Origin of the sequence: Streptomyces sp. NBC_01244 (assembly GCF_035987325.1) — a bacterium.
Lineage (GTDB): Bacteria > Actinomycetota > Actinomycetes > Streptomycetales > Streptomycetaceae > Streptomyces.
The window spans coordinates 7,816,756-7,838,430 of the sequence record NZ_CP108488.1 but is presented as its reverse complement, the minus strand read 5'-3'; the positions used below and the strand labels follow the sequence as shown (position 1 = coordinate 7,838,430).

The window sequence follows — 21,675 nt, the reverse complement described above, 5'->3', positions numbered from 1 at the left end:
GGCCCGCGAGAAGTGTGCTCCGCGAGGCGGCGCGCCCGGCGGGCGGGGCCGGGCGGCGGCCGGTCCGTCAGTCGGCCGAACCGACGCAGCGCATCGGGTCGAGCCTGCCGTCGGGGCCGCCCAGGGCCACCTCGGTCTCCGGGCCCGTCCGGACCGCCGAGACGGCGGTGCACACGAGCTGGAGCCGGGCCACCGCGGACAGCGACTTCACGGTGATCGGCAGTTCGACGCGCACCGACTGGCTGTCGGTGAAGAACATCCGCGGCTCCTCGGCCTTGGGCCACTCGCTCCGGGCGGGCAGCTCCGTACGCAGCCCGGCCGCCCGCGCGGCCTCGTCCGGGCCGCCGGCCAGCAGGTCGATCAGGGAGTTAGGCCCCACCCTCAGCGGATCGTAGGAGTCCGACCTGTCCGACCTGTCCACGAACACCACCGGCACGAGGCGGCCCTCGGGCGCCACGAAGTAGAGCAGGCTGCCGGTGTCCGGGGCGGCCACCTTCACGGTGCCGGGGGGCCCTGCCTCGATGACCCCGGTGGTGGCGATGCCGCAGCCGGTGGCCAGCAGCAGCGCGCCGATCGATGCCGCCGCCGCGACCGGACGGACCGGGCTCATGCCTGCGCCTCCAGGGGCATGTCTATGGTGAAGACGGCCCCGCCGGCGGGGCCGTTGGCCGCGGTCAGGGTGCCGCCGTGCAGCCGGACGTTCTCCAGGGTGATGGCGAGGCCGAGACCACTTCCGGCGGACCGGGTGCGGGCCGCGTCGGCCTTGAAGAACCGGTCGAAGATGCGCGGCAGGACCTCGGGGGCGATGCCGGGGCCGCTGTCGGCGACCTCGATCAGCAACCGCTCGCCGGCGGGCCGGCCCTCGGTCCGTACCGTGACGCGGACGGGCGCTTCGCCGTGTTTGAGGGCGTTGCCGACGAGGTTGGCGAGGACCACGTCGAAACGGCGCGGGTCGAGCCGGGCCCGGATGCCCGGCGGAAGGTCGGTGACGACCCGCTCGTCGCTCCAGTGGCGGCGCTCCAGGGATTTGGTGACGGACTCGGCGACGTCCACGTCGTCGGGGTTGAGTTCGGCGGCGCGCGCGTCGAACCGGGAGATCTCCATGAGGTCCTCGACGAGGACGGCGAGTTTGCCGGTCTCCGCACTGATCAGGCGCAGGGCCTTGGCGGTGTCGGGGTCGAACCCGTCGGCATCCTCGTCGAGGACCTCGGTGACGGCGAGCATCCCGGCGAGCGGGGTGCGGAGCTCGTGGGAGACGTCGGAGGCGAAGCGGCGGGCCCGGACCTCGGCCCCCCGGAGCTCGCTCACGGAATGTTCGAGGGCGCGGGCGGTCTCGTTGAAGGTGCGGGCGAGTCCGGCGAGCTCGTCGGCGCCCCGGACCTCGATCCGGGTGTCGAGGTGTCCCTGACCGAGCCGCTGGGCGGCCCGGCGCATGTCCCGTACGGGTCTCAGTACGCTGCGGGCGGCGAGCAGGGCCGGGATGACGGCGATGGCGAGGCCGGGGACGGCGCCCTGTCTCGCGGCGGCGACCATGGCGTCCACGGTGGTCTCCTCGCTACTCAGGGGCATCACGGCGTAGAGGACGGCCCCGGTGGGCACCTCGGCCTCCCCGTGCTTGAAGACGGCCGGCATCCCGATGACGAGGTACGGGTTGCCGGCCCGGTCCTCCGTGCGCTGGAAAGCTCCGTGCGGATGGTCGGACACTTGACGGCGGAGCTTTTCGGTGACGACGGTGGAGGTGGCCGAGGCCGGGTTGGTGGAGGCGCGCAGGCTCCCGTACTCCCCGAACATGATCCAGGGGTGCGGCTGGCCCCGCTTGCCCAGGTCGAGGACGATCCGCTGCAACTGCTGCTGGTACATCGGCAGCTGCACGGACTGGTTTTCCATCAGGTCCCGCAAGGTGCTGACGGCGGTGTCCTGGCTCTGCTTGAGGATCGCGTTGCGGGCCTGCTGGTAGGTCAGGGCGGCCGTGCTGACTGCGCTGATCGCCGCGACCAGCAGGAAGGCGGCGATCAGCCGGGTGCGCAGGCCCAGCGGTGCGAAACGGTTCATGGGCGCCGCTTACAGCGGACCGAAGCGGTAGCCGAAGCCGCGCACGGTCTGTATGTAGCGGGGGACGCCGTCGGGGTCCTCGATCTTGTGGCGCAGGCGGCGTACGCAGGCGTCCACCAGCCGGGCGTCGGCGTGGTAGCTGTGGTCCCACACGTATTCGAGGAGCTGCTGGCGGGAGAAGACCTGCTCGGGCGAGGCCGACAGGTGCAGCAGGAGCTTGATCTCGCTGGGGGCCAGGGGGAGGCGCTCGCCGTTCCTGGCGACGGTGAGCCCGGCGCGGTCCACGGCCAGCTCGCCGTGGAACTCCACGTCGGGGCGGCCGCCCGCGGGCTCGCTGAGGCGGCGCAGCACGGCCTTGATGCGGGCTTCGATGACCTCGGTGCGGGCGGGTTTGACGATGTAGTCGTCGGCGCCGGCCTCCAGGCCGACGACTATGTCGAAGTCGTCCCCGCGTGCGGTGAGCATGATGATCGGGACCTGGCTGTTCTCGCGGATCCGGCGGCAGACCTGGACGCCGTTGATGCCGGGCAGCATGAGGTCGAGCAGGACGAGCTCGGGGTGGAAGCTCGCCATGAGTTCGAGTCCGGCCTCGCCGGTCTCGGCGGCGCTCACGTCGTGGCCTCTGCGGCGCAGGCCGAGACCCACGCCCTCCCTGATGGAAGGGTCGTCCTCGATCAGCAGTACGCGTGGCATCGGGTCAGTATTCCAGGGTCGTCGATCGGTCCCCTCCCGCTTTCGGCCGATATGGGCGGCCGGGAGCGGGGTCCGGCTGGGTCTAGCGGCCGGTTCTGCGCCGAACGGAGGCCAGCAGGTCGGTGATCTCCGTGATCCGCAGGGGGCGGGCGAGGAGTACGACGACGAGGACGATCACCGCGGTTCCCGCCGCGGCCCCGGTGATGTTCCCGAGGATCCCGGGGAGGTCCGCGACGTGGTCGGCGGAGCGCGCGGCGGCGTACCCGGCGACGGCCGCCGGGGCGCAGGCGGCGAGGAGCCGCAGGTGGGTCCGTACGGCGGTGCTCCGGCGTTCCGTACGGGTGCCCGTGCGCGGGCCGAGCCTCCGGGACAGGACGTACGCGGTGACGGCCGCGCCCGCGGCGAAGGCGATCGAGCAGGCCGCGGCCATGCCCGTGACCGCCCAGCGCGGCGGCAGCAGGAGGTACGCGGCGGCCGAGAGCCCGGCGTTGAGGGCGGCGATGACGAGGTTGAGGAAGAAGGGGGTCCGGGTGTCGGACAGCGCGTAGAAGCCGCGGGAGAGGACGTACTGCGCGGAGTAGGCGATCAGGCCCGGTGCGAAGGCGGCGAGCATGCCGGCCATGACGGCGACGTCGGCGGAGCCGGTGCGGCCGTGCTCGAAGACGGCGCCGATCACCCAGGGCGCGAGGGCCGCGAAGAGCGCGGAGGCCGGGACGACGAGAGCGGCGGTGGAGCGCAGGGCGTAGGAGACGTCGGCGCGCACCCGTCCGAGGTCGCCGTCGGCGGCGGCGGCGCTCATCCGGGGCATGAGGGCGGTGACGAGGGAGACGGTGACGATGCCCTGCGGGACCATCCACAGCAGGTAGGCGTTGCTGTAGGCGAGGTAGCCGGCGCCGCCCGCGAGGCCCTCGGCGACGGCGTGCTCGCCGGTGGCGGTGGAGAGCCGGGTCACGACCCAGTACGCGATCTGGTTGGTCAGGACGAGCATGACCAGCCAGCCCGCGTTGCGCAGCGGGCGGGCCAGTCCGCTGCCGCGCCAGTCGAAGCGGGGGCGCCAGCGGAAGCGGGCGGCGCGCAGCGAGGGGATCAGCCCGAGGGCCTGGACGACGATGCCGGCGGTGGTGCCGATGCCCAGCAGCCGGGTGTCGGAGGTGCTCAGGGTCCCGGCGCCCCCTTGATTGCCCTGCGCGACTGCGAGGAACAGCGCGAAGACCGCGATGACGACGAGGTTGTTGAGGACCGGGGTCCACATCATGGCGCCGAACCGGCCGCGGGCGTTCAGCACCTGCCCGAGCAGGGTGAACAGCCCGTAGAACAGGATCTGCGGGAGGCAGTACCGGGCCAGGGCCACGGTCGTGGATTCCTGGCCGCCGCTGTAGCCGGTGTACGCCGAGACGATCAGCGGGGCGGCCAGTACGGCGGCGGCGGTGAGGACCACCAGCGCGGCCGTGCAGACGGTGAGCAGCCGGTCGGTGTAGGCGGCGCCACCGTCCGCGTGCTCCTTGGCGGCGCGGACCAGCTCGGGCACGAAGACGGCGTTGAGGGCGCCGCCGATGAGCAGGATGTACAGGATGTTCGGGACGGTGTTGGCGACCGCGTAGCCGTCGCCGAGCAGGGTGGTGCCGAGGGCGGCGCCGATCACGGCGGAGCGGATGAAGCCGGTGGCGCGGGAGACGATCGAGCCGGCGGCCATGAGCGCGCCGCTGCGCAGCACCGAGGTCTTCTTCGGTGCCGCGCGGCCGGTGCCGTTCTCGATCGCGGCCTCGGCGGCGACGGTTCCTGTCGCCGCTTCGGCGGCGGTGTCCTCCGCGGCCGGGGTGCCGGCCGCTCTGGGGTCTGCGAGGGTCACCGGCGGGCCATGTACGCCTGGAACGCCTTGTAGAGGGCCGTGTTGGCGTATCCGTCCATGGAGGTCTCCCACTCGCCGAGGGTTTCGACGACCTGTCCGCCGGTGCCGAGCTTCCAGCGCAGCAGCCCGAAAGAACGTTCGTCGGGGTCGAGGGTGGAGGGTACCCCGCGCATGTCGTATTCGTCCGCTCCGAGTGCATGCGCGTCACACATCATGCGCCACTGCAGGGCGTTGCTGGGGCGGACCTCGCGACGGTGGTCGGCGGAGGCGCCCGTCTGGTACCAGACCCGGCTGCCGGCCACGATCATGGTGTGCGCGGCGAGGATCTCGCCCTGGTGAACGCCCAGGTAGAGGCGCATGCGGCCGGGTTCCTCGGCGTTCAGGACCTCGTACTGCTGCTGGTAGTACGCCAGCGAGCGGCCGAGCCGGAAGCCGTCGCGCTCCTCGGTGATGCGCAACAGCCGGTAGAACTCGGGCAGCTCGGCGGCCGTGCCGACGACCGTCTCGACCCCCGCCTTGGTGGCCTTGCGCACATTGCGCCGCCACTCCTGGTTCAGGCCCGACCACAGTTCGTCGAGGGTGCGCCCGGCGAGTGGGACGCGGAAGACGTGGCGGGGCTGGGCGTCGCCGTCGTCCTCGCCTCCGCAGCGCTTCCAGCCGCGGGTGCGCAGCCGGTCGGCGAGCGCGGCTCCGACCGGGTCCACCTCGGTGGCGAGCACGTCGGAGATCTGCCGGCCCGGGCCGGTGCCCGCCTTGGCGGTGGCCGCGTCCCAGCGGCGGTAGGCGGGGGTGGGCCCGATGCGCACGGCGAAGGCGCCGGAGGCCTTCAGGTGGTTCTTGAGGGGGGTCAGCCAGCGGTCGATGTCGGGGTCCGCCCAGTCCGCGACGGGCCCCTCGGGGAGGTAGGCGAAGTATTTGCGGGTGCCGGGGAATTGACGGTAGAGAACGAGTCCGGCGCCTTCCATTTCACCCCCGGGGTAGTGCCATCCGACCCTTTCGGACCGCCAAAGGTCCTTTACGCCGCCCCAGGACGGGTACTGGAGAAAGCTGGCCCGGCCATGCTTGGAAAGGAATGCCTGGTATTCCGGTTCGGACAGGGAGCGCACGGCGAGCTCCCGGTCCCGACTCCGGGTCTGGTACTGCTGGGTGGGTGTCACGAGCAGTGCGCACATGGCTGACCGGCCTTCCCGTACGTCCGAATCGGTGGATGCACAGGACTCTCACAGGTGTCCATGACCGTGGTGCGCGGCGATTGTGACCGGACGATGACCGTATCGCTGCGGTCTATGTCACAAGGGAAATCCTGAACTTTTCCCGACCTCCCGCAACCTAGAGTCGTTCCGTTCGCATCTCCTTTTGCGGACGATCATTACTTCGGAGGGGTTTTCGTTGAGCCGCACACGCCGGGTCTTCTCTGTACGCAGCCGCACCGCCGTGGCGGCCGGCACCGCACTGCTGGCCGCCTCACTGGCGGCCTGCGGCGGCGGTGGTGCCGCGGCGGGCGGCGGAGCCAAGGCGGAGATGAAGGAGAAGCCGGCCATGGCGGTCTCGGTGAACCTCACCGGTGACCAGGTCAAGGCGGGTCAGCCGGTGACCGTCACGATCGCCGAGGGCAAGCTCGCGACCGTGAAGGTGACGGACGCCAAGGGCGGGGAGCTGGCCGGGCAGATATCCGCCGACGGCAAGACCTGGACCTCCCAGGGCAACGCCCTGCCCTCGGCCGAGTACAAGGTCGATGCGCAGAACACGGACAGCCAGAGCGCGACCACGACCTTCAAGACCTCGGCCCCCGACAAGGTGAACAAGGTCTCGATCAACATACCCAAGGGCAGCACCGTGGGTGTGGCCATGCCGGTCTCGATCGTCTTCGACAACCCGGTGAAGGACAAGGCCGCCGTCGAGAAGCAGCTGAAGGTCACCACCTCGAACAACACCGAGGGTTCCTGGGGCTGGATCACGGACTACTCGGGCAAGGACCGGGTGGACTGGCGCCCCCGGGAGTACTGGAAGTCCGGCACCGACGTGAAGGTCCAGATGAACCTGAACGGCGTCGACTCCGGCCCCGGCGGCGGGATGTTCGTCAAGGACTACAACACCGAGTTCAAGATCGGCAAGGAGCGCCTGATCAAGGTGAACCTCGACACGAGGAAGATGTCGGTCACCGAGGACGGCCAGGCGGCCGGCACCGTCCCGATCTCCGCCGGAACCCCCGGCGGCAAGAAGGCCTCCTGGGACGGCAAGATGGTGATGATGGCCAAGGAGGGCACCATCCGGATGGACTCCCAGACGGTGGGCCTGGGCGACTCCTACGACAAGATGGTCGACTACTCGATCCGGCTGACCTGGTCGGGCATGTACGTGCACGCCGCCCCGTGGAACACCGCCAACTTCGGCCGCGCCAACACCAGTTCCGGCTGTGTGGGCATGAGCGACGAGAACGCCAAGGCGTTCTTCGGATCGGCCCAGGTCGGTGACCCCTTCGAGGTCGTGGGCCAGGGATCCAAGGGCAACCCGGACATCGGCAACGGCTACGGCGAGTGGAACCTGACCTGGGAGCAGTGGCAGGCCAAGAGCGCCGCCGCCGGAGCCCCGCAGGTCGGCTGACCCGCGCCGGCTGACCATCGTTCAATCGTTACCGGCACGTAACTTACTCATGGGTTACTTCCGGTAAGCCCCTCCCGTTACCGTCGGGTCACTTTGACACCCCGGCACACGCGAGGAGCGATCGATGGTCCGTACCCTCCGCACCACCAGCACCGCGACTGCCATGGCAGCCGTACTGGCAGCAGCCGCCCTGGGCCTGGCCCCCCATCAGGCCCAGGCGGCTCCCGCCCGCACGACCGCCGCCGTCCCGGCAGCCCCGGAAGCCCGGTCGGGCGTCACCTTCCACGACATCCCCGGCTCCGGCGGCATCACCCTCAAGGGCAACGTCTTCACCCCGGCGGGCGCCGGGGCCGGCGCGAAGTACCCGCTGATCGTGCTGCCGACCAGCTGGGGCATGCCGCAGATCGAATACATCGCCCAGGCCAAGAAGCTCGCCGACTCCGGTTACGTGGTGGTCAGTTACACCTCCCGCGGCTTCTGGCTCTCCGGCGGCGAGATCGAGACCGCCGGACCGAAGGACATCGCCGACGTCTCCGCCGTCATCGACTGGGCCCTCGCCAACACCCCGGCCGACGCCGCTCACATCGGCACGGGCGGGGTCTCGTACGGCGCCGGCATCAGCCTGCTGGCCTCCGCGAGCGACCCGCGCATCAAGGCCGTGGTCGCGCTCAGCGGCTGGGCCGATCTCATCGAGTCCATCTACTCCGGCCGCACCCAGCACCTCCAGGCCGCCGCGCTGCTCGGCGGCGCCGGCTTCCTCACGGGGCGCCCCGGCCCCGAACTCCAGCAGATCCTCGGCGACTTCCTCGGCTCGAAGCTGGACAAGGAACCGCAGATGATCGAGTGGGGCAAGAAGCGCTCCGCCGCCGAGAAGGTGGACGCGATCAACGCCAACGGCGCCGCGATCATGCTCGGCAACGCGTGGGGCGACACCATCTTCCCGCCCAACCAGTACGCGAAGTTCTTCGAGAAGCTGACCGGCCCCAAGCGCCTGGAGTTCCGCCCCGGCGACCACGCCACCGCCGAACTGACAGGGCTCCTCGGACTGCCCAACGACACCTGGACCAACGCCCACCGCTGGTTCGACCGCTACCTCAAGGGCGCGGCCAACGGCGTCGACGCCGAGGCGCCGGTCCAGATCAAGCCCCGCAGCGACGGCGGGTACGAGGGCTACGCCGACTGGAAGTCGGTCGGTGACGGCGGCTCCGAGAAGCTGATGCTCTCCGACAGCGAGCACCTCTTCACCGGCATCGACTCCGGCGCCAACGGCGGGATCGTCATGCTCTCCAGCCTGCTCGACCAGATCGCCCAGGCGCCCCCCATCGCCTCCATCCCGCTGCTCCCCCGTGCCTTCGCCGCCGTCTGGCAGTCGCCGCGCTACCAGGAGGAGCGCCGCGTCCGGGGCACGGTCAGGCTGCACACCACCGTCACGCCCTCGAAGTCCGACGGCACCTTCGTCGCGTACCTCTACGACGTGGGCCCGCTCGGCATCGGGAAGCTGATCAGCAACGCCCCGTACACCTTCCACGGAAAGCCGGCCGGCCAGTCCTTCGGCGTGGACCTGGAGCTCTTCTCCACCGCCTACGACGTCCCGGCCGGGCACCGCCTCGCGGTCGTCGTCGACACCGTCGACCCGCTCTACATCGAGCACAACCCGACCGGCGGGCAGCTGACCTTCTCCTCGCCGCGCACCGATCCCTCGTACGTCTCGGTGCCGCTGCGCGAGCAGTGATCCGCGGCTGCTGCCGGGCCGGGTGTGGCTCTGGGGGGGGCCTTTCGCCCCGCGGGTCAGATCCGGCCCGGCAGCGCCGTTCCGGGGTCGGCCACGTCGATGTCGATGTCGACCGCCTTCGTCTTGGGGTTGCGGCGCTCGCGCCGGGCCACCCAGGTGGCGAACCAGGACAGGAGCATGCACATCCCGATGTAGATCGGCGAGATGATCATCACGACCGGGATGAAGGGCAGGTCGTAGTCGAGGTTGGAGGCGATCAGCTTGCCCGCGTGCAGGAACTCCTCGTAGGTGATCAGGTAGCCGAGCGAGGTGTCCTTCAGTGCGACCACGAGCTGGCTGATGATCGTGGGCAGCATCGCCCGGACCCCCTGCGGGGCCAGGATGTAGCTCATCACCTGGGTCTTGCGCATGCCCAGGGCGTACGCGGCCTCGCGCTGGCCCTTCTCCACCGAGTTGATGCCCGTCCGGAAGACCTCGGCCAGCACCGAGCCGTTGTACAGGGTCAGTCCGGCGACCAGCGCGGGCAGCGGCTGGACCTTGAGCGCGACGAAGATGAAGAAGATCATCACCAGCACCGGCATGGCCCGGAAGAACTCCACGCACAGCGTGGACAACCAGCGCACCGGCCGGTGCACCGAGAGCCGGCCCGTGGCGAGCACCGCGCCGAGCAGGAGCGAGAGCACCGAGGCGTAGGCGAAGGCCTTGAGGGTGTTCCACAGGCCCTTGAGCAGCAGCTCCTGGATGCCCTTGTAGGTGAAGGGGCTCCATTTGGCGGCGGTGAACTGGTTCGTGTCGAAGAGCAGGTAGAGCAGCCAGCCGAGCAGAGCGAGGATGACGGCCGTCGAGGCGATCCCGTAGAAGAAGTGGCGGCGCTGGGCGCGCGGGCCCGGCAGATCGTAGAGGGCGGTGGACTCCAGGTCACCGTGGAGCGCGTGCGCGGTCATCGGGCGACTCCGTAGCGCTTTTCGAGCACGTTGAACAGCGCGCTGATGGACAGGGTGATGATCAGGTAGCCCACCGCGATCCAGACGAAGGTCCAGATGATGCTGTAGCCCAGCTCGTTGAGGGTCTTGTACGTGCCCAGCAGCTCGGTGACGCTGAAGGCCCCGGCGATCGCCGAGTTCTTGGCGAGCGCGATCAGCGTGGAGCCGATGGGCGGGATGACGGACCGGAAGGCCTGCGGCAGCACGACGGTGCCCAGGGTCTGCCCGAAGGACATGCCGAGGCTGCGGGCCGCCTCGCCCTGGCCCTTGGGCACGGTGTTGATGCCGGAGCGCAGGGCCTCGCAGACGAAGGCCGAGGTGTAGCAGCCCAGGGCCAGCACCGCGAAGAGCTCGAAGGGCAGGACCAGGCCGAAGCGCGGCAGGCCGAGCAGGACGGCGAAGAAGAGCAGGGTGAGCGGGGTGTTGCGCAGGATGGTCACCCAGACGGTGCCGAAGACCCGGAAGGAGCCGACGGGGGCGACGCGGAAGGAGGCCATCAGGAAGCCGAGGACCAGGGCCAGGAGGGAGGCGTAGACCGTGAGTTCCACGGTGCCGAGGAAGCCCTTCCCGTAGAGCGAGAAGTTTTCGGTGAGTACGTCCATGGCGCTGCGCTCTCCCCTCAGCTCGCCGGGTAGCGGTCGATGGCGGGCGGTGTCGGGGCGGGTTGGCCGGAGAGTCCGAGCGTGGCCTCGTAGGCCTTCTTCCAGTTGCCGTTCTTCTCGTTCGCGGCGAGGGCGTCGTCGAGCGCGAAGCGCAGCGCGTTGTCGGAGCGCGGGACGCCGATGCCGTAGGGCTCCTCGGAGAAGGGCTTGCCGACCACCTTGAGCTCCTCGGGGACCTTGGCCGCGTAGCCGAGGAGGATGGAGTCGTCGGTGGAGACGGCGTCGACCTGGTAGGTCAGCAGGTTGTCCACGCAGACCGAGTACGTGTCGTAGGCGACGAGGACGGCCCGCGGGAACTCCTTCTGGAGCCGCTGGTAGGGGGTGGAGCCGGCGGCCGAGCAGACCTTCTTGCCGTCGAGGTCCTCGGGGCCCTTGATCTCGGTCTCCCCCTTGCGCACCAGCAGGGACTGGCCGGCCATGAAGTAGGGGCCGGCGAAGCCGACCTGCTTCTTGCGGTTGTCGTTGATCGTGTAGGTGCCGACGTAGTAGTCGATCTGGCCGTTCTGCAGGGCCGTCTCGCGGTTGGCGGAGGCGATGGTCTTGAACTCCACGGTCTTGGGGTCGAAGCCGAGCGAGGCGGACATCATCTTGGCGATCTCGATGTCGAAGCCGGAGTAGCGGCCGCTCGCGGGGTCCTTCTCCCCCATGTACGGCTGGTCCTCCTTGGCGCCGACCACGAGGTGGCCGCGCTTCTTGGCCTTCTCCCAGGTCGGGGAGTCCGGCAGCTGGAAGCCGGCCCTGACCTGGTAGACGGGCAGGTCCTCGGGCTGCGGTCCCTTGACCGGCGGGCTGCCGGACTTGCCGCAGCCGGCCAGGGCGCCCAGCAGGACGAGGGCGGCGGCGAGGGCGGGCAGGACCCGGGCCCGGGGGGCTCGCACCCGGGTGCGCGGGGCTTCCCGCCGCGTACGCGGGGCGTTCGTCGGAAGCTGTCTCATCGGGCCGCCCCTCAGTGCTTGAGGATCTTGGAGAGGAAGTCCTTGGCCCGGTCGCTCTCCGGGGCGGTGAAGAAGGCCTCCGGGGTCCGGTCCTCGACGATCTTCCCGTCGGCCATGAACACGACGCGGTTGGCGGCGGAGCGGGCGAAGCCCATCTCGTGGGTGACCACGACCATGGTCATGCCCTCCGCGGCGAGCTGCTGCATGACCTCCAGCACCTCGTTGATCATCTCCGGGTCGAGGGCCGAGGTCGGCTCGTCGAAGAGGAGGGCCTTGGGGTTCATGGCGAGCGCACGGGCGATGGCCACGCGCTGCTGCTGGCCGCCGGAGAGCTGGGCGGGGAACTTCTCCGCCTGGTTCGCGAGGCCCACCCGCTCCAGCAGCTCGCGGGAGCGCTTGTCCGCCTCTTCCTTCTTCCGCTTCCTGACCTTGATCTGGGCGAGGGAGACGTTGGCGAGGACCGTCTTGTGCGCGAAGAGGTTGAAGGACTGGAACACCATCCCCACGTCCGCGCGGAGCGCGGCGAGCTCCTTGCCCTCGGCCGGCAGCGGCTGGCCGTCGAGCGTGATCGTGCCCGACTCGATGGTTTCCAGTCTGTTGATCGCCCGGCACAGGGTCGATTTCCCGGAGCCGGAGGGGCCGATGACCACCACCACCTCCCCGCGGCCGACGGTGAGGTTGATGTCCTGGAGGACGTGCAGTTGTCCGAAGTGCTTGTTGACGTCCCGCAGCTCGATCAACGGATCGACGGCCATACGCTGCCCTGCCCACTTGTCGGTGTGTCGAGGTCAGCGCAAACTATCCAGCCGCGGAAGGGCACTTCACCGCGACACGCCTAAAAGCCGCATAAAGGCACGCGAGGTCAGCCTTACGTGGCCATCTCAGCCTTCCGAGGCTTCGGCGTAGGCCTGACTGAGCTCGGGAGATCCCGTCATCGCCCAGGAGACCCCCGACTCGACCACGTTCAGCTCGCGGCCCGAGGCCAGCCGGATCATGGGCTGGCCGTTGGGCCACACCTGCCAGGCGGCGCCCGGAACGGAACGGATGATCACGGTCCCGAGGTAGAAGCCCGCGTCGTTGCCCAGCCACGGGGTGATCTCCGGATCCCGGCGCCAGCGCGGCATCAGCTGGTCGATCTCCTCCAACGAGCGCGGGCTCTCGTCGAGTTCGAGCCCGGCCGAGCGCGCGTGGGCGCGCAGCATCTCGCATTCCGCGAACATCTCGTTGATGCCCTCGGGATCGTCCGCGAGGGCCGCGGCGAGTCCCGCACCCGGTTCCGTTTCGTGTCGATTGATCCAGTTGGCCAGGAAAGGGATGTTCATGAGCCCAGCCTGACACCAGGATCCGCGACGGGCGACAGGACGCGCGCGGACTGTGACAGATCGGGGGCCGCTAAAGGTCCAGGTCGACGACGACCGGCGCGTGGTCGGAGGCGCCCTTGCCCTTGCGCTCCTCGCGGTCCACGTAGGAGTCGGTGACGGCCTTGGCGAAGGCCTCGTTCCCGTAGACCAGGTCGATGCGCATGCCCCTGTTCTTCGGGAAGGCCAGCATCCGGTAGTCCCAGAAGGTGTACGGCCGGTCGTACTTGAGCGCGCGCGGGAAGACGTCCGAGAGCCCGGCCGCCCGCAGCTGCTCCAGGGCGGCCCGCTCGGCCGGGGTGACGTGCGTGAGGCCCTCGAAGACCGCCGGGTCGTAGACGTCCTCGTCGGTCGGGGCCACATTGAAGTCGCCGAGCACCGCGAACGGGCGCTCCCCCGCCGCGTCTTCCGCGATGGCGGCGGACAGGGACCGGAACCAGTCCAGCTTGTAGCCGTAGTGGTCGTGCTCGACCTCGCGCCCGTTGGGCACGTACACCGACCAGACGCGCACCCCGCCGCAGGTGGCGGAGATGGCGCGGGGCTCCTGGACCCCCTCGTAGTCGGGCCCGCCGGGCAGCCCCACGACCACGTCCTCCAGGCCCACCTTGGAAAGCAGGGCCACGCCGTTCCACCGCCCTGTGGCATTGACGGCCGACTCGTAGCCCAGCGCGCGCAGCTCCTCGTACGGGAACTGCTCCGCGGAGCACTTGGTCTCCTGGATGCACACGACATCCGTGCCGGAGGACTCCAGCCAGGCCAGCAGGCGCGGCAGCCGGGCGGTGATCGAGTTGACGTTGAACGTGGCGATACGCATGCCGTCCAACCTACCGCCCGGCACCGACAGTCAAAGGTCGGCCGTGTCCCCGGCGGTGAGTCGGGTGTGCGGGGAGCCGCCGAGGGCGTTCAGGGTGAAGTCGTAGATCGGGCGGGCGATGTCCGCCAGGTAGGCGTCGTGGATGTCGATGGCCACGCGCGGCTTGACCGCGCGGACGTAGTCGACGACCTCGCCGATCTTGTTCCACGGGGCGTGCACGGGGAGCATCAGCGTGTCCACGGGGGCGTCCGGCACGGTCAGCGCGTCCCCGGGGTGGAAGAGCGAGCCGTCGACCAGGTAGCCGACGTTGGTGACCCGCGGCATGTCCGGATGGATCACGGCGTGCAGCTCGCCGTGCACCTGGACCTCGAAGCCGGCCGCGGTGAAGGTGTCCCCGTGGCCCACGGTGTGGACGCGGCCCGGATAGGCGGGGGCGAGCTTCTCCGCGACGCTGCGCAGGGTCCACAGCCCCGCCGCCGGGTTGGCGTCGAGGGCGGCGCGCAGCCGGCCCTCCTCGAAGTGGTCGGGGTGCTCGTGGGTGACGAGCAGGGCGTCGGCGCCGAGGCCGGCGTCCGCTTCGCTGAAGGCGCCCGGGTCGATGACGAGCACGAGCCCGTCCTTCTCCAGCTGGACGCAGGAGTGCAGCCGCTTGGTGAGCTTCATGATCGAAGGCTAGCCCCGCGGTGGGCCCGACAGGGCGGGAAGGCGGAGCCGACCGGATTCGAACCGGCGTCCTCGCGATGTTGGAGACCGCGCGCGACGACCTCTGCGCTACGGCTCCGCCCCCGGCACCACCGTATCCGTGAGGGACGGCATCCGTGAGGGGCAGCATCCGTGAGGAGGCGGCGCGCGGTGCCGGCTACGGGACCGTCGTGGAGACCACGTACACCTTGGAGACGCGGGGGTCCGTGAGGTCGACGGTGATGTCCCGGGTGGGCCGCGGGTCGTCCGCTTCGAGGGTGGTCCCGAGCCACTTGATCTCGGGCGTCCAGCTCCAGCCGGCGACCTCGGTGTCGTGCGCGGAGATCGACGACCCGGGGGTCAGCCGGTCGCGGCTGGTGCCGACGGAGGACAGGAAGGCGTCCAGGTCGCCCGGGACGACCGCGAACTGCGTGTACAGCCGGCTGGTGCGCCAGTTGTTGGTCTCCAGGAACCCGACGCGCCAGGCGTTCGGCGGGATCGGCACCTCGTAGATGCTGCGCTGCACCTTGGACGGCCAGCCGGGGCGCACCTTGGCCGCGCCGACCTTGGAGGCCTTGTCGCGGCCGCTCTGGCGGCTCTGCTGGGCGGAGACCGCGAGGTAGCCCGCCGGGACGCCGACCAGCAGCAGGATGATGATCGCGGTGATCCAGCGGCGCCGCACCACGTGCTTGCGGTCCTCGGTGGGGGTCGGTGCGCCGGGCCGCTCGTCGGGGGACGGGGCCTGGCGGGGCAGGGTGGGCGGGGTCACCGGATCTCTTCCAGGATGCTCGGGGCTTCGGCCCGGGGAGGAATGGGTCCCTCCATCGTAGGCGCGGAGTGCCGGCGTTCTCTTCGCATCTGTCGTGACCTGCAGTTTCTGGCGTTGTCAGTGGGCTGTTCTAGGTTGATCGCATGGCGGCATCTCAGGAGACGGAAGGGACCGGGCATGCCCGGTTCACCTACCGGCTTCGTGTGTCGTCGACCGCGCTCGCCAAGCTGTTGGATGAGTGGGCGCGGTGCCGGTGGGTCTGGAATGAATGCACCGCTCGGTCGAAAAGGGCCCAGGCCGAGAAGGAGAAGTGCGGTCCGGCCCGGCTGGACAAGATGCTGACCGAAGCACGCAACCACAACACCTGGTTGGGTGAGGGCAGCAGCGTTCCGCAGCAGCAGTTGGTACGCGACTTCGGGAAGTCCCGCGCCAAAGCCTTGAAGGATGTCAAGGCCCGGTTGCCGATGTGGCAGCGGGCGGGAATGCCCAGGTTCAAGAAGAAGGCCAGGGCCGACCCGAGCCTGAACTACACGCGGCGCGGATTCCGTATCAAGGACGGCCGACTGCATCTCGCGGGCGGCATCATCCTGACCGTGGTCTGGTCCCGCGACCTTTCCGCGGTCCCGTCGTCGGTGCGGGTCTACCGTGACAGCCTCGGCCACTGGTACGCGTCCTTCGTCGTCCCCACCGAAACCCAGCATCTTCCGGAGACAGGCGCGGTGATCGGGATCGACTGGGGCGTGAAGGAGACCGCGACCACCACCAGCGACGGCCACGACCTCCCGCACGCCGAGCACGGCAGGAAGGCTGCGGCCGGGCTCGCCCACTATCAGCGGATGATGGCACGACGGAAGCGCCCGCAAACACGGGCGCATCGTGCACCTTGTCCACCCCGCGCACACCACCATGGACTGCGCGCAGTGCGGAGCGAGAACCAAGCACGCACTACCTCTCTCAGAACGCACATACACCTGCACCGCGTGCGGAGCCGTGTCCCCCAGGGACAAGAACTCCGCCCACGTGATGCTGGTCCGGGCTGGTCTCAACCCGGCTGGTGCCGATCGTGTAAGAGCCGACGGACCGCAGGTCCACAGCCAACGTGAGCCAGGAATCCCCGTCCCTTAGGGCGGGGAGGATTCAATGCTGTTCCTGGTCCTCGGGGCCGGTGGTGGTGTCGCGCCGGCCGAACTGCGCGTAGCGCTCGTACCGCTCGACGCGCCGGCGCGTGGCGCGGCGGAAGCGGCGGGCGACGAGCCGGGAGAGGTCGGCGGCGCCGACCATGCCGGCCTCGGGGCCGAGCTGGGCCTTGGCGATGCGGGCCTCGGGTCGGTAGCCGCGGCCGGTGAGGTGGCGGCGGAAGGCGTCGCGGGCGGGGCCGATCAGCAGGTCGTCGGCGGCGCTGACGCCGCCCCCGATGACGAAGCAGGAGGGGTCGAGGGCGGCCGCGAGGTTGGCGATGCCGACGCCGAGCCACTGTCCGATGTCCTGGAGCAGCTCGACGCACATGGCGTCGCCCTCGCGGGCCAGCTCGGTGATGAGCGGCCCGGTGATCTCGTGGACGTTGCCGCCGACCCGGGCGATGAGGTTGTACGCGACCGGGGAGTCGGCGGCGGCCAGCTCGCGGGCCTCGCGGACCAGGGCGTTGCCGGAGCTGTACTGCTCCCAGCAGCCGCGGTTGCCGCAGGGGCAGCGGTGGCCCCCGGGGACCACCTGCATGTGGCCGAACTCGCCGGCGACCCCGTAGCGGCCGCGCTTGACCTGGCCGCCCTCGAGGATGGCCCCGCCGATCCCGGTGCCCAGGGTGATCATGACGAGGTGGTCCTCGCCGCGGCCGGCGCCGAAGCGCCACTCGGCCCAGGCGGCGGTGTTGGCATCGTTGTCCACCATGACCGGGACCGCGAGCCGGGACTGGAGCGCGTCGCGCAGCGGTTCGTCGCGCCAGGCCAGGTGCGGGGCGAACAGGACCCGGGAGCGGTCGGCGTCGACCCAGCCGGCGGCGCCGATGCCCACGGCGTGCACGTCGTGCCGGTCGGAGAGGTCGAGGACCAGCTCGACGATGGTGTCCTCGACCACCTTGGGGCTCTTGGACTTGTCCGGGGTCTCGGTCCGGATCTTCTCCAGGATGATCCCGTCGGCGTCGACGACCCCGGCCATGACCTTGGTGCCGCCGATGTCGATGCCGACGGTCGGAACGCGCGGTGCGGTCAGGTGCGAGCGGCGCTCACGGGTCCCGATGGTCCGCAGGACGGTGCCCCGCGCCGCCCCCCGGTGGGCGAGCGTGAAGTCCCGGTACGTGCTCATCGAGTCGTGTCGCCCCTCATGGTGCGGCGGGGCCCGGGGTGGGGCCGGATGCCGGGTCGGATGCCTGGTTGGATGCCTGGTCGGACGGAGCGGTGGACGGGGTCGCGGATGCGCTGTCAGGTCCTGATTCTGCCACTCGCTCCAGTTCGTGGCTCAGTTCGTCGAGCTCGGATCCGCCGGCCATCTGCCGGGTGAGCTCGTCCAGGGTGATCGAGTCGCGGGTGTGGCTGCCCGCCATGGTGCCGCGTTTGAGCAGCACGAACCGGTCCCCGACCAGGTGGGCGTGGTGGGGGTTGTGCGTGATCAGGACCACGCCGAGGCCCGCGTCACGGGCCGCGGCCACGTACTTGAGGACCACCCCGGACTGTTTGACGCCGAGGGCGGCCGTGGGCTCGTCGAGTACGAGGACCTTCGCGCCGAAGTGGACGGCGCGGGCGATGGCCACGCACTGCCGCTCGCCACCGGACAGGGTGCCGATGGGCTGGTCGACGTCCCGCAGGTCGATGCCCATGCGCAGCAGCTCGGCGCGGGTGGTCCGGCGCATCAGCTCCACGTCGAGGCGGCGGAGGGGGCCGCGGCCCTTGGTGGGCTCGGAGCCGAGGAAGAAGTTGCGCCAGACGGGCATCAGCGGGACCACGGCGAGGTCCTGGTAGACGGTGGCGATGCCGCGGTCCAGGGCCGCGCGCGGGTTGGCGAGCACCGTCTCCTCGCCCTCGATCTCGAAGGTGCCGGCGTCGTGCCGGTGCAGCCCCGCGATGATCTTGATGAGGGTGGACTTGCCGGCACCGTTGTCGCCGAGGACGCAGGTGATCTCGCCGGCCGCGACCTCCAGGGAGACGTCCTGGAGGGCGCGGATGTTGCCGTAGTACTTGCTGACCCCGGTCAGCTTCACCAGGGCGGGCGCGCCGGCCGGGGATGATCCGGTCTTGGTCATCGTCACTTCGCCTCCGCCCGCTTGCGGACCCATGCGTTGAGCAGCGTGGCCAGCAGCAGCATCGCGCCGAGGAAGAACTTGAACCAGTCCGGGTTCCACTGGGCGTACACGATGCCGTTGCTGGTCATGCCGAAGATGAAGGCGCCCACGGCGGAGCCGATCGCCGAGCCGTAGCCGCCGGTCATCAGACAGCCGCCGATGACGGCCGCGATGATGTAGAGGAACTCGTTGCCGACGCCCTCGCCCGACTGGACCACGTCGAACGAGAAGAGGATGTGCTGCCCGGAGATCCAGGCGCACAGCGCGACGCCCATGTACAGGCCGATACGGGTCTTCACCACCGGCACGCCGGTCGCGCGGGCCGCGTCCGCGCCGCCGCCGACGGCGAAGATCCAGTTCCCGGCGCGGGTGCGCAGCAGGATCCAGGTGGCCACGGCGACCAGGAGCAGCCACCACAGGATGGTGACCTTGAGGGTGACCGAGCCGAAGGTCCACTGCGAGGCGAAGAGCGCGCGGGCGGAGGAGAAGCCCTCCATGTCGGCGATGGTCTTGGTGGAGACCGAGCCGCTGATCAGCTTGGTGAAGCCGAGGTTCAGGCCGGTCAGCATCAGGAAGGTGCCGAGCGTGATGATGAAGCTGGGCAGTTTCGTGCGGGTCAGCATGAACCCGTTGAAGAACCCGATCCCCAGGGTGACCAGCAGCGATACGAGGACGCCCACCCAGACGTTGGCGGTCATCTGGTAGCTGAACATCGAGCTGAGGAGCGCCGACGAGGTGACCATGACCCCGGCGGACAGGTCGAACTCGCCGCCGATCATGAGCAGGGCCACCGGGACGGCCATGATGCCGATGGTGGAGGCCGAGTACAGGATCGTGCTCAGGCTGGAGGCCCGCAGGAAGCTGTCGGCGGCGAAGGAGAAGAAGACGAAGACGGCGGCCGCGCCGACCACCGCGCCGAGCTCGGGCCGGCCGAGCAGCCGGCGCAGCAGTGAAGTGTGCGCGAGCCGCTCGTCGCGCGGGGCGGGAGCCGGGGCGGGTGCCTGGGTGCTGGTGCCGGTGGTCATCGGCTGCCCCGGTTGATGAACTTCTCCAGGGTGGCCGCCTCGGCCCCCGTGACGATCTGCGGTCCGGTGAGCACCGGCCGGCCGCCGCCGAGCACGTCCGCGTTGTAGCGGTAGAGCCAGAGCAGGTCGACGGCCTCGTAGCCCTGGAGGTAGGGCTGCTGGTCGACGGCGAATCCGAGGGCGCCGGACTTCAGGTCCCGGGCGACGGAGGCGTTCAGGTCGAAGGTGTCGACCTCGGCCTTGCTGCCCGCCGCGTCCTTGGCCTTGACGGCCGTGGGGGCGAAGGGCGCGCCGAGGGTGACGATCGCGTCCACCGAGGGGTCGGCCTGGAGCTTGGCCTGGAGGGCGGCCTGGACGGACGGCATGTTGGTGCCCTCCACGTACAGGTTCTCCATGGTCCCGCCGGACTCGCCGAGGGTCTTCTTCGCTCCGGCGCAGCGCTGCTCGTGGCCCACGTTGCCCTGCTCGTGCAGGACGCAGACGGCCTTCTTGCGGCCGCGCTTGCCGAGCTCGGTGCCGACCGCCTCGCCGGCGATCTCCTCGTCCTGGCCGATGTGGGTGAGCGCGCCGTACTCGGCGGACTGGGCGGATCCGGAGTTGACCGTGATCACCGGGATGCCGGCCTTGACGGCCTTGGCGAGGACGTCCTTGAGCGCCTCGGGCTTGGCGAGGGAGACGATCAGCCCGTCGACCTTCTGGTCGATGGCGTTCTGGACGAACTGGGCCTGCTGCTGCGCCTGGTCGTCGTGGGCGTAGACGAAGTTGATGTTGTCCTTCGCCGCGGCCTCCTTGGCACCCTTCTGCACGATGTCCCAGAAGGTGTCGCCGTCTCCCGCGTGGGTGACCATCGCGAAGGTCCAGCGCGGGGTGGAAACGGCGGGCCGGCCCGCCGCCTCGGCCTTCGCGCGGTCCTCGGCGCGCTTGCCGCCCGTACTGCTGCAGCCCACGAGGGAGGCACCCAGTACCGCCGCGAGCACCGCGCCCACGAGGCGTACCCCTGTCCGAATCCTGGCCACGTCTGCCCGTGCCTTTCGTTTGTCGCGCCGTCCCGCCGGCGCCGTCCCTGCGGCGCCGTCCCGCCGCGGTGTCCGCTCGCCGGAACGGTCATGTGTTGCGAGCCGCAGCCGCCCAGTATCCGTCACAGTGCACCATGCAAGGTCATCGGGGCCATTGCGGACCGTGCCGGACACAGCGGGACAGATTGACAGCTCCCCCGGACGGGGTCACGTTGAGTGCATGCGCATCGGGCTCATCGGAACGGGCCGGATCGGTTCCTTCCACGCGTCGGCACTGGCCCGGCAGGCGGACGCGGGCTCGCTGCTGCTCGCCGACGCCGACCCGGCGCGGGCGGCGCGCCTCGCCGACCGGCTCGGGGCCACCGCCGCGCCCACCGTCGAGCAGATCTTCACCTGGGGCGTGGACGCGCTGGTGGTGTCCTGCGCCACCGAGGGGCACGCGGACCTCGTCGTACGGGCCGTGCGCGGCGGGCTGCCGGTGTTCTGCGAGAAGCCGGTGGCCCCGGACCTGGACCGCACCCTGGCGGTGCTCCGCGAGGTGGCCTCGGCCGGCGGGGTGCTCCAGCTCGGTTTCATGCGCCGCTTCGACGCGGGCTACACGACGGCGCGCGAGCTGGTCCGCTCCGGAGCCCTGGGCCGGCTGCACACCGTACGGACCACGACCGCGGATCCCTCGCCGCCCGCCGCCGAGTACCTGCGGACCTCGGGCGGGCTGTACCGGGACTGCCTGGTGCACGACTTCGACATGGTCCGCTGGGTGACCGGGCACGAGGTGAGCGAGGTGTACGCGACGGGGTCCGACGCGGGGCCGCCGCTGTTCCGCGAGGCGGGCGACGTGGACACGGCCGCCGCCGTCCTCACTCTCGACGACGGGACGCTGGTCTCCAGTACCGGTACGCGGTGCAACGGCGCCGGATACGACGTACGGATGGAGCTGGCCGGGGAGCTGGATCAGATCTCCACCGGGCTGGACGACCGTACGCCGATCGCCTCGACCGAACCGCAGGGACCGCCCCCGGCGACCAAGCCCTGGCCCGGGTTCCTGGAACGCTTCGCTCCCGCCTACGAGGCCGAGCTGGCGGCCTTCGTCCGGCTGGTACGGAGCGAGGGCCCCAATCCGTGCGACGGCGTCGAGGCGCTCGCCGCGTTCCGGGTGGCGGAGGCCTGTGAGCTCTCGCGGCGGGAGCGGCGCCGGGTCGCGCTGGCGGAGCTCCCGGACCTCTGAGGA

At 70.4% G+C, this 21,675-nt stretch carries 20 protein-coding genes, 1 tRNA gene and 1 pseudogene; 4 read left to right on the top strand and 18 right to left on the bottom strand.

Features of this window, described 5'->3' with window-relative positions:
• Nucleotides 1–67: 67 nt before the first annotated feature.
• The 5 genes from OG247_RS34875 to OG247_RS34855 form a co-directional block, all read right to left on the bottom strand.
• Complete coding sequence (locus tag OG247_RS34875) at nucleotides 68–610, bottom strand: hypothetical protein (RefSeq protein ID WP_327255950.1); 543 nt, start codon at nucleotides 608–610, stop codon at nucleotides 68–70.
• Complete coding sequence (locus tag OG247_RS34870; RefSeq protein ID WP_327255949.1) at nucleotides 607–2,052, bottom strand: HAMP domain-containing sensor histidine kinase; 1,446 nt, start codon at nucleotides 2,050–2,052, stop codon at nucleotides 607–609. The genes OG247_RS34875 and OG247_RS34870 overlap by 4 nt, the downstream gene beginning before the upstream one ends.
• A gap of 9 nt (nucleotides 2,053–2,061) precedes the next feature.
• A complete protein-coding gene (locus OG247_RS34865) occupies nucleotides 2,062–2,745 on the bottom strand; it encodes a response regulator transcription factor (RefSeq protein WP_327255948.1) in 684 nt (227 codons plus the stop codon).
• Nucleotides 2,746–2,827: 82 nt separating this feature from the next.
• Nucleotides 2,828–4,501 (bottom strand): murein biosynthesis integral membrane protein MurJ, encoded by a 1,674-nt coding sequence (gene murJ / locus OG247_RS34860; protein ID WP_327257740.1) that lies wholly within the window; start codon nucleotides 4,499–4,501, stop codon nucleotides 2,828–2,830.
• Nucleotides 4,502–4,590: 89 nt separating this feature from the next.
• On the bottom strand, nucleotides 4,591–5,766 hold the full coding sequence (locus OG247_RS34855; RefSeq protein ID WP_327255947.1) for a lipid II:glycine glycyltransferase FemX: 1,176 nt from the start codon (nucleotides 5,764–5,766) through the stop codon (nucleotides 4,591–4,593).
• 217 nt (nucleotides 5,767–5,983) lie between these two features.
• Here OG247_RS34855 and OG247_RS34850 point away from each other — a divergent pair, with 217 nt between their 5' ends.
• Both OG247_RS34850 and OG247_RS34845 read left to right on the top strand, forming a co-directional pair.
• Nucleotides 5,984–7,198 (top strand): L,D-transpeptidase, encoded by a 1,215-nt coding sequence (locus OG247_RS34850; RefSeq protein WP_327255946.1) that lies wholly within the window; start codon nucleotides 5,984–5,986, stop codon nucleotides 7,196–7,198.
• Nucleotides 7,199–7,322: 124 nt separating this feature from the next.
• Complete coding sequence (locus OG247_RS34845) at nucleotides 7,323–8,930, top strand: CocE/NonD family hydrolase (RefSeq protein ID WP_327255945.1); 1,608 nt, start codon at nucleotides 7,323–7,325, stop codon at nucleotides 8,928–8,930.
• Between the two features lie 56 nt (nucleotides 8,931–8,986).
• Here OG247_RS34845 and OG247_RS34840 read toward each other — a convergent pair whose 3' ends face one another.
• The 9 genes from OG247_RS34840 to OG247_RS34800 form a co-directional block, all read right to left on the bottom strand.
• Entirely contained in the window at nucleotides 8,987–9,874 is an 888-nt protein-coding gene (locus OG247_RS34840; RefSeq protein WP_327255944.1) for an amino acid ABC transporter permease, read from the bottom strand.
• The gene (locus OG247_RS34835) at nucleotides 9,871–10,515 is read right to left on the bottom strand and encodes an amino acid ABC transporter permease (RefSeq protein ID WP_327255943.1); all 645 of its coding nucleotides are present in this window, start codon (nucleotides 10,513–10,515) and stop codon (nucleotides 9,871–9,873) included. Before OG247_RS34835 ends, OG247_RS34840 begins: the two co-directional genes overlap by 4 nt.
• 17 nt (nucleotides 10,516–10,532) lie before the next feature.
• On the bottom strand, nucleotides 10,533–11,510 hold the full coding sequence (locus OG247_RS34830) for a glutamate ABC transporter substrate-binding protein (protein WP_327255942.1): 978 nt from the start codon (nucleotides 11,508–11,510) through the stop codon (nucleotides 10,533–10,535).
• A gap of 11 nt (nucleotides 11,511–11,521) precedes the next feature.
• Nucleotides 11,522–12,265: an amino acid ABC transporter ATP-binding protein gene (locus tag OG247_RS34825; protein ID WP_327255941.1), complete on the bottom strand. Its 744-nt coding sequence runs from the start codon at nucleotides 12,263–12,265 to the stop codon at nucleotides 11,522–11,524.
• Between the two features lie 126 nt (nucleotides 12,266–12,391).
• Nucleotides 12,392–12,832, bottom strand: a complete 441-nt coding sequence (locus OG247_RS34820) for a DUF6278 family protein (protein ID WP_327255940.1) — start codon at nucleotides 12,830–12,832, stop codon at nucleotides 12,392–12,394.
• Nucleotides 12,833–12,902: 70 nt separating this feature from the next.
• Nucleotides 12,903–13,682: an exodeoxyribonuclease III gene (locus tag OG247_RS34815; protein ID WP_327255939.1), complete on the bottom strand. Its 780-nt coding sequence runs from the start codon at nucleotides 13,680–13,682 to the stop codon at nucleotides 12,903–12,905.
• Between the two features lie 30 nt (nucleotides 13,683–13,712).
• Entirely contained in the window at nucleotides 13,713–14,345 is a 633-nt protein-coding gene (locus OG247_RS34810; RefSeq protein ID WP_327255938.1) for an MBL fold metallo-hydrolase, read from the bottom strand.
• A gap of 43 nt (nucleotides 14,346–14,388) precedes the next feature.
• Nucleotides 14,389–14,463 (bottom strand) — tRNA-Trp (locus OG247_RS34805).
• A 78-nt stretch (nucleotides 14,464–14,541) separates the two neighbouring features.
• On the bottom strand, nucleotides 14,542–15,132 hold the full coding sequence (locus tag OG247_RS34800; RefSeq protein WP_327255937.1) for a hypothetical protein: 591 nt from the start codon (nucleotides 15,130–15,132) through the stop codon (nucleotides 14,542–14,544).
• 143 nt (nucleotides 15,133–15,275) lie between these two features.
• Here OG247_RS34800 and OG247_RS34795 point away from each other — a divergent pair.
• Nucleotides 15,276–16,257, top strand: a pseudogene (locus OG247_RS34795) (RNA-guided endonuclease InsQ/TnpB family protein).
• 12 nt (nucleotides 16,258–16,269) lie between these two features.
• Here OG247_RS34795 and OG247_RS34790 read toward each other — a convergent pair.
• From OG247_RS34790 to OG247_RS34775, 4 genes are read right to left on the bottom strand one after another with little or no spacing between them, the layout of a single operon-like run.
• On the bottom strand, nucleotides 16,270–17,433 hold the full coding sequence (locus tag OG247_RS34790) for an ROK family glucokinase (RefSeq protein ID WP_327255936.1): 1,164 nt from the start codon (nucleotides 17,431–17,433) through the stop codon (nucleotides 16,270–16,272).
• Between the two features lie 16 nt (nucleotides 17,434–17,449).
• Nucleotides 17,450–18,367, bottom strand: a complete 918-nt coding sequence (locus tag OG247_RS34785; protein WP_327255935.1) for an ATP-binding cassette domain-containing protein — start codon at nucleotides 18,365–18,367, stop codon at nucleotides 17,450–17,452.
• 2 nt (nucleotides 18,368–18,369) lie between these two features.
• Nucleotides 18,370–19,431, bottom strand: a complete 1,062-nt coding sequence (locus OG247_RS34780; protein ID WP_327255934.1) for an ABC transporter permease — start codon at nucleotides 19,429–19,431, stop codon at nucleotides 18,370–18,372.
• Complete coding sequence (locus tag OG247_RS34775) at nucleotides 19,428–20,447, bottom strand: sugar ABC transporter substrate-binding protein (protein ID WP_327255933.1); 1,020 nt, start codon at nucleotides 20,445–20,447, stop codon at nucleotides 19,428–19,430. The genes OG247_RS34780 and OG247_RS34775 overlap by 4 nt, the downstream gene beginning before the upstream one ends.
• A gap of 220 nt (nucleotides 20,448–20,667) precedes the next feature.
• On the opposite strand from OG247_RS34775, the gene OG247_RS34770 reads away from it, so the two are divergent.
• Entirely contained in the window at nucleotides 20,668–21,672 is a 1,005-nt protein-coding gene (locus tag OG247_RS34770) for a Gfo/Idh/MocA family protein (RefSeq protein WP_327255932.1), read from the top strand.
• Nucleotides 21,673–21,675: the final 3 nt, after the last annotated feature.

Excerpts from the sequence above, each read along its gene's own strand:
- OG247_RS34875 (WP_327255950.1), bottom strand. The coding sequence starts at position 610 with ATGAGCCCGGTCCGTCCGGTCGCGGCGGCGGCATCGATCGGCGCGCTG.
- OG247_RS34870 (WP_327255949.1), bottom strand. The coding sequence starts at position 2,052 with ATGAACCGTTTCGCACCGCTGGGCCTGCGCACCCGGCTGATCGCCGCC.
- OG247_RS34865 (WP_327255948.1), bottom strand. The coding sequence starts at position 2,745 with ATGCCACGCGTACTGCTGATCGAGGACGACCCTTCCATCAGGGAGGGC.
- OG247_RS34855 (WP_327255947.1), bottom strand. The coding sequence starts at position 5,766 with ATGTGCGCACTGCTCGTGACACCCACCCAGCAGTACCAGACCCGGAGT.
- OG247_RS34845 (WP_327255945.1), top strand. The coding sequence starts at position 7,323 with ATGGTCCGTACCCTCCGCACCACCAGCACCGCGACTGCCATGGCAGCC.
- OG247_RS34840 (WP_327255944.1), bottom strand. The coding sequence starts at position 9,874 with ATGACCGCGCACGCGCTCCACGGTGACCTGGAGTCCACCGCCCTCTAC.
- OG247_RS34835 (WP_327255943.1), bottom strand. The coding sequence starts at position 10,515 with ATGGACGTACTCACCGAAAACTTCTCGCTCTACGGGAAGGGCTTCCTC.
- OG247_RS34830 (WP_327255942.1), bottom strand. The coding sequence starts at position 11,510 with ATGAGACAGCTTCCGACGAACGCCCCGCGTACGCGGCGGGAAGCCCCG.
- OG247_RS34825 (WP_327255941.1), bottom strand. The coding sequence starts at position 12,265 with ATGGCCGTCGATCCGTTGATCGAGCTGCGGGACGTCAACAAGCACTTC.
- OG247_RS34820 (WP_327255940.1), bottom strand. The coding sequence starts at position 12,832 with ATGAACATCCCTTTCCTGGCCAACTGGATCAATCGACACGAAACGGAA.
- OG247_RS34815 (WP_327255939.1), bottom strand. The coding sequence starts at position 13,682 with ATGCGTATCGCCACGTTCAACGTCAACTCGATCACCGCCCGGCTGCCG.
- OG247_RS34810 (WP_327255938.1), bottom strand. The coding sequence starts at position 14,345 with ATGAAGCTCACCAAGCGGCTGCACTCCTGCGTCCAGCTGGAGAAGGAC.
- OG247_RS34790 (WP_327255936.1), bottom strand. The coding sequence starts at position 17,433 with ATGAGCACGTACCGGGACTTCACGCTCGCCCACCGGGGGGCGGCGCGG.
- OG247_RS34785 (WP_327255935.1), bottom strand. The coding sequence starts at position 18,367 with ATGACCAAGACCGGATCATCCCCGGCCGGCGCGCCCGCCCTGGTGAAG.
- OG247_RS34780 (WP_327255934.1), bottom strand. The coding sequence starts at position 19,431 with ATGACCACCGGCACCAGCACCCAGGCACCCGCCCCGGCTCCCGCCCCG.
- OG247_RS34770 (WP_327255932.1), top strand. The coding sequence starts at position 20,668 with ATGCGCATCGGGCTCATCGGAACGGGCCGGATCGGTTCCTTCCACGCG.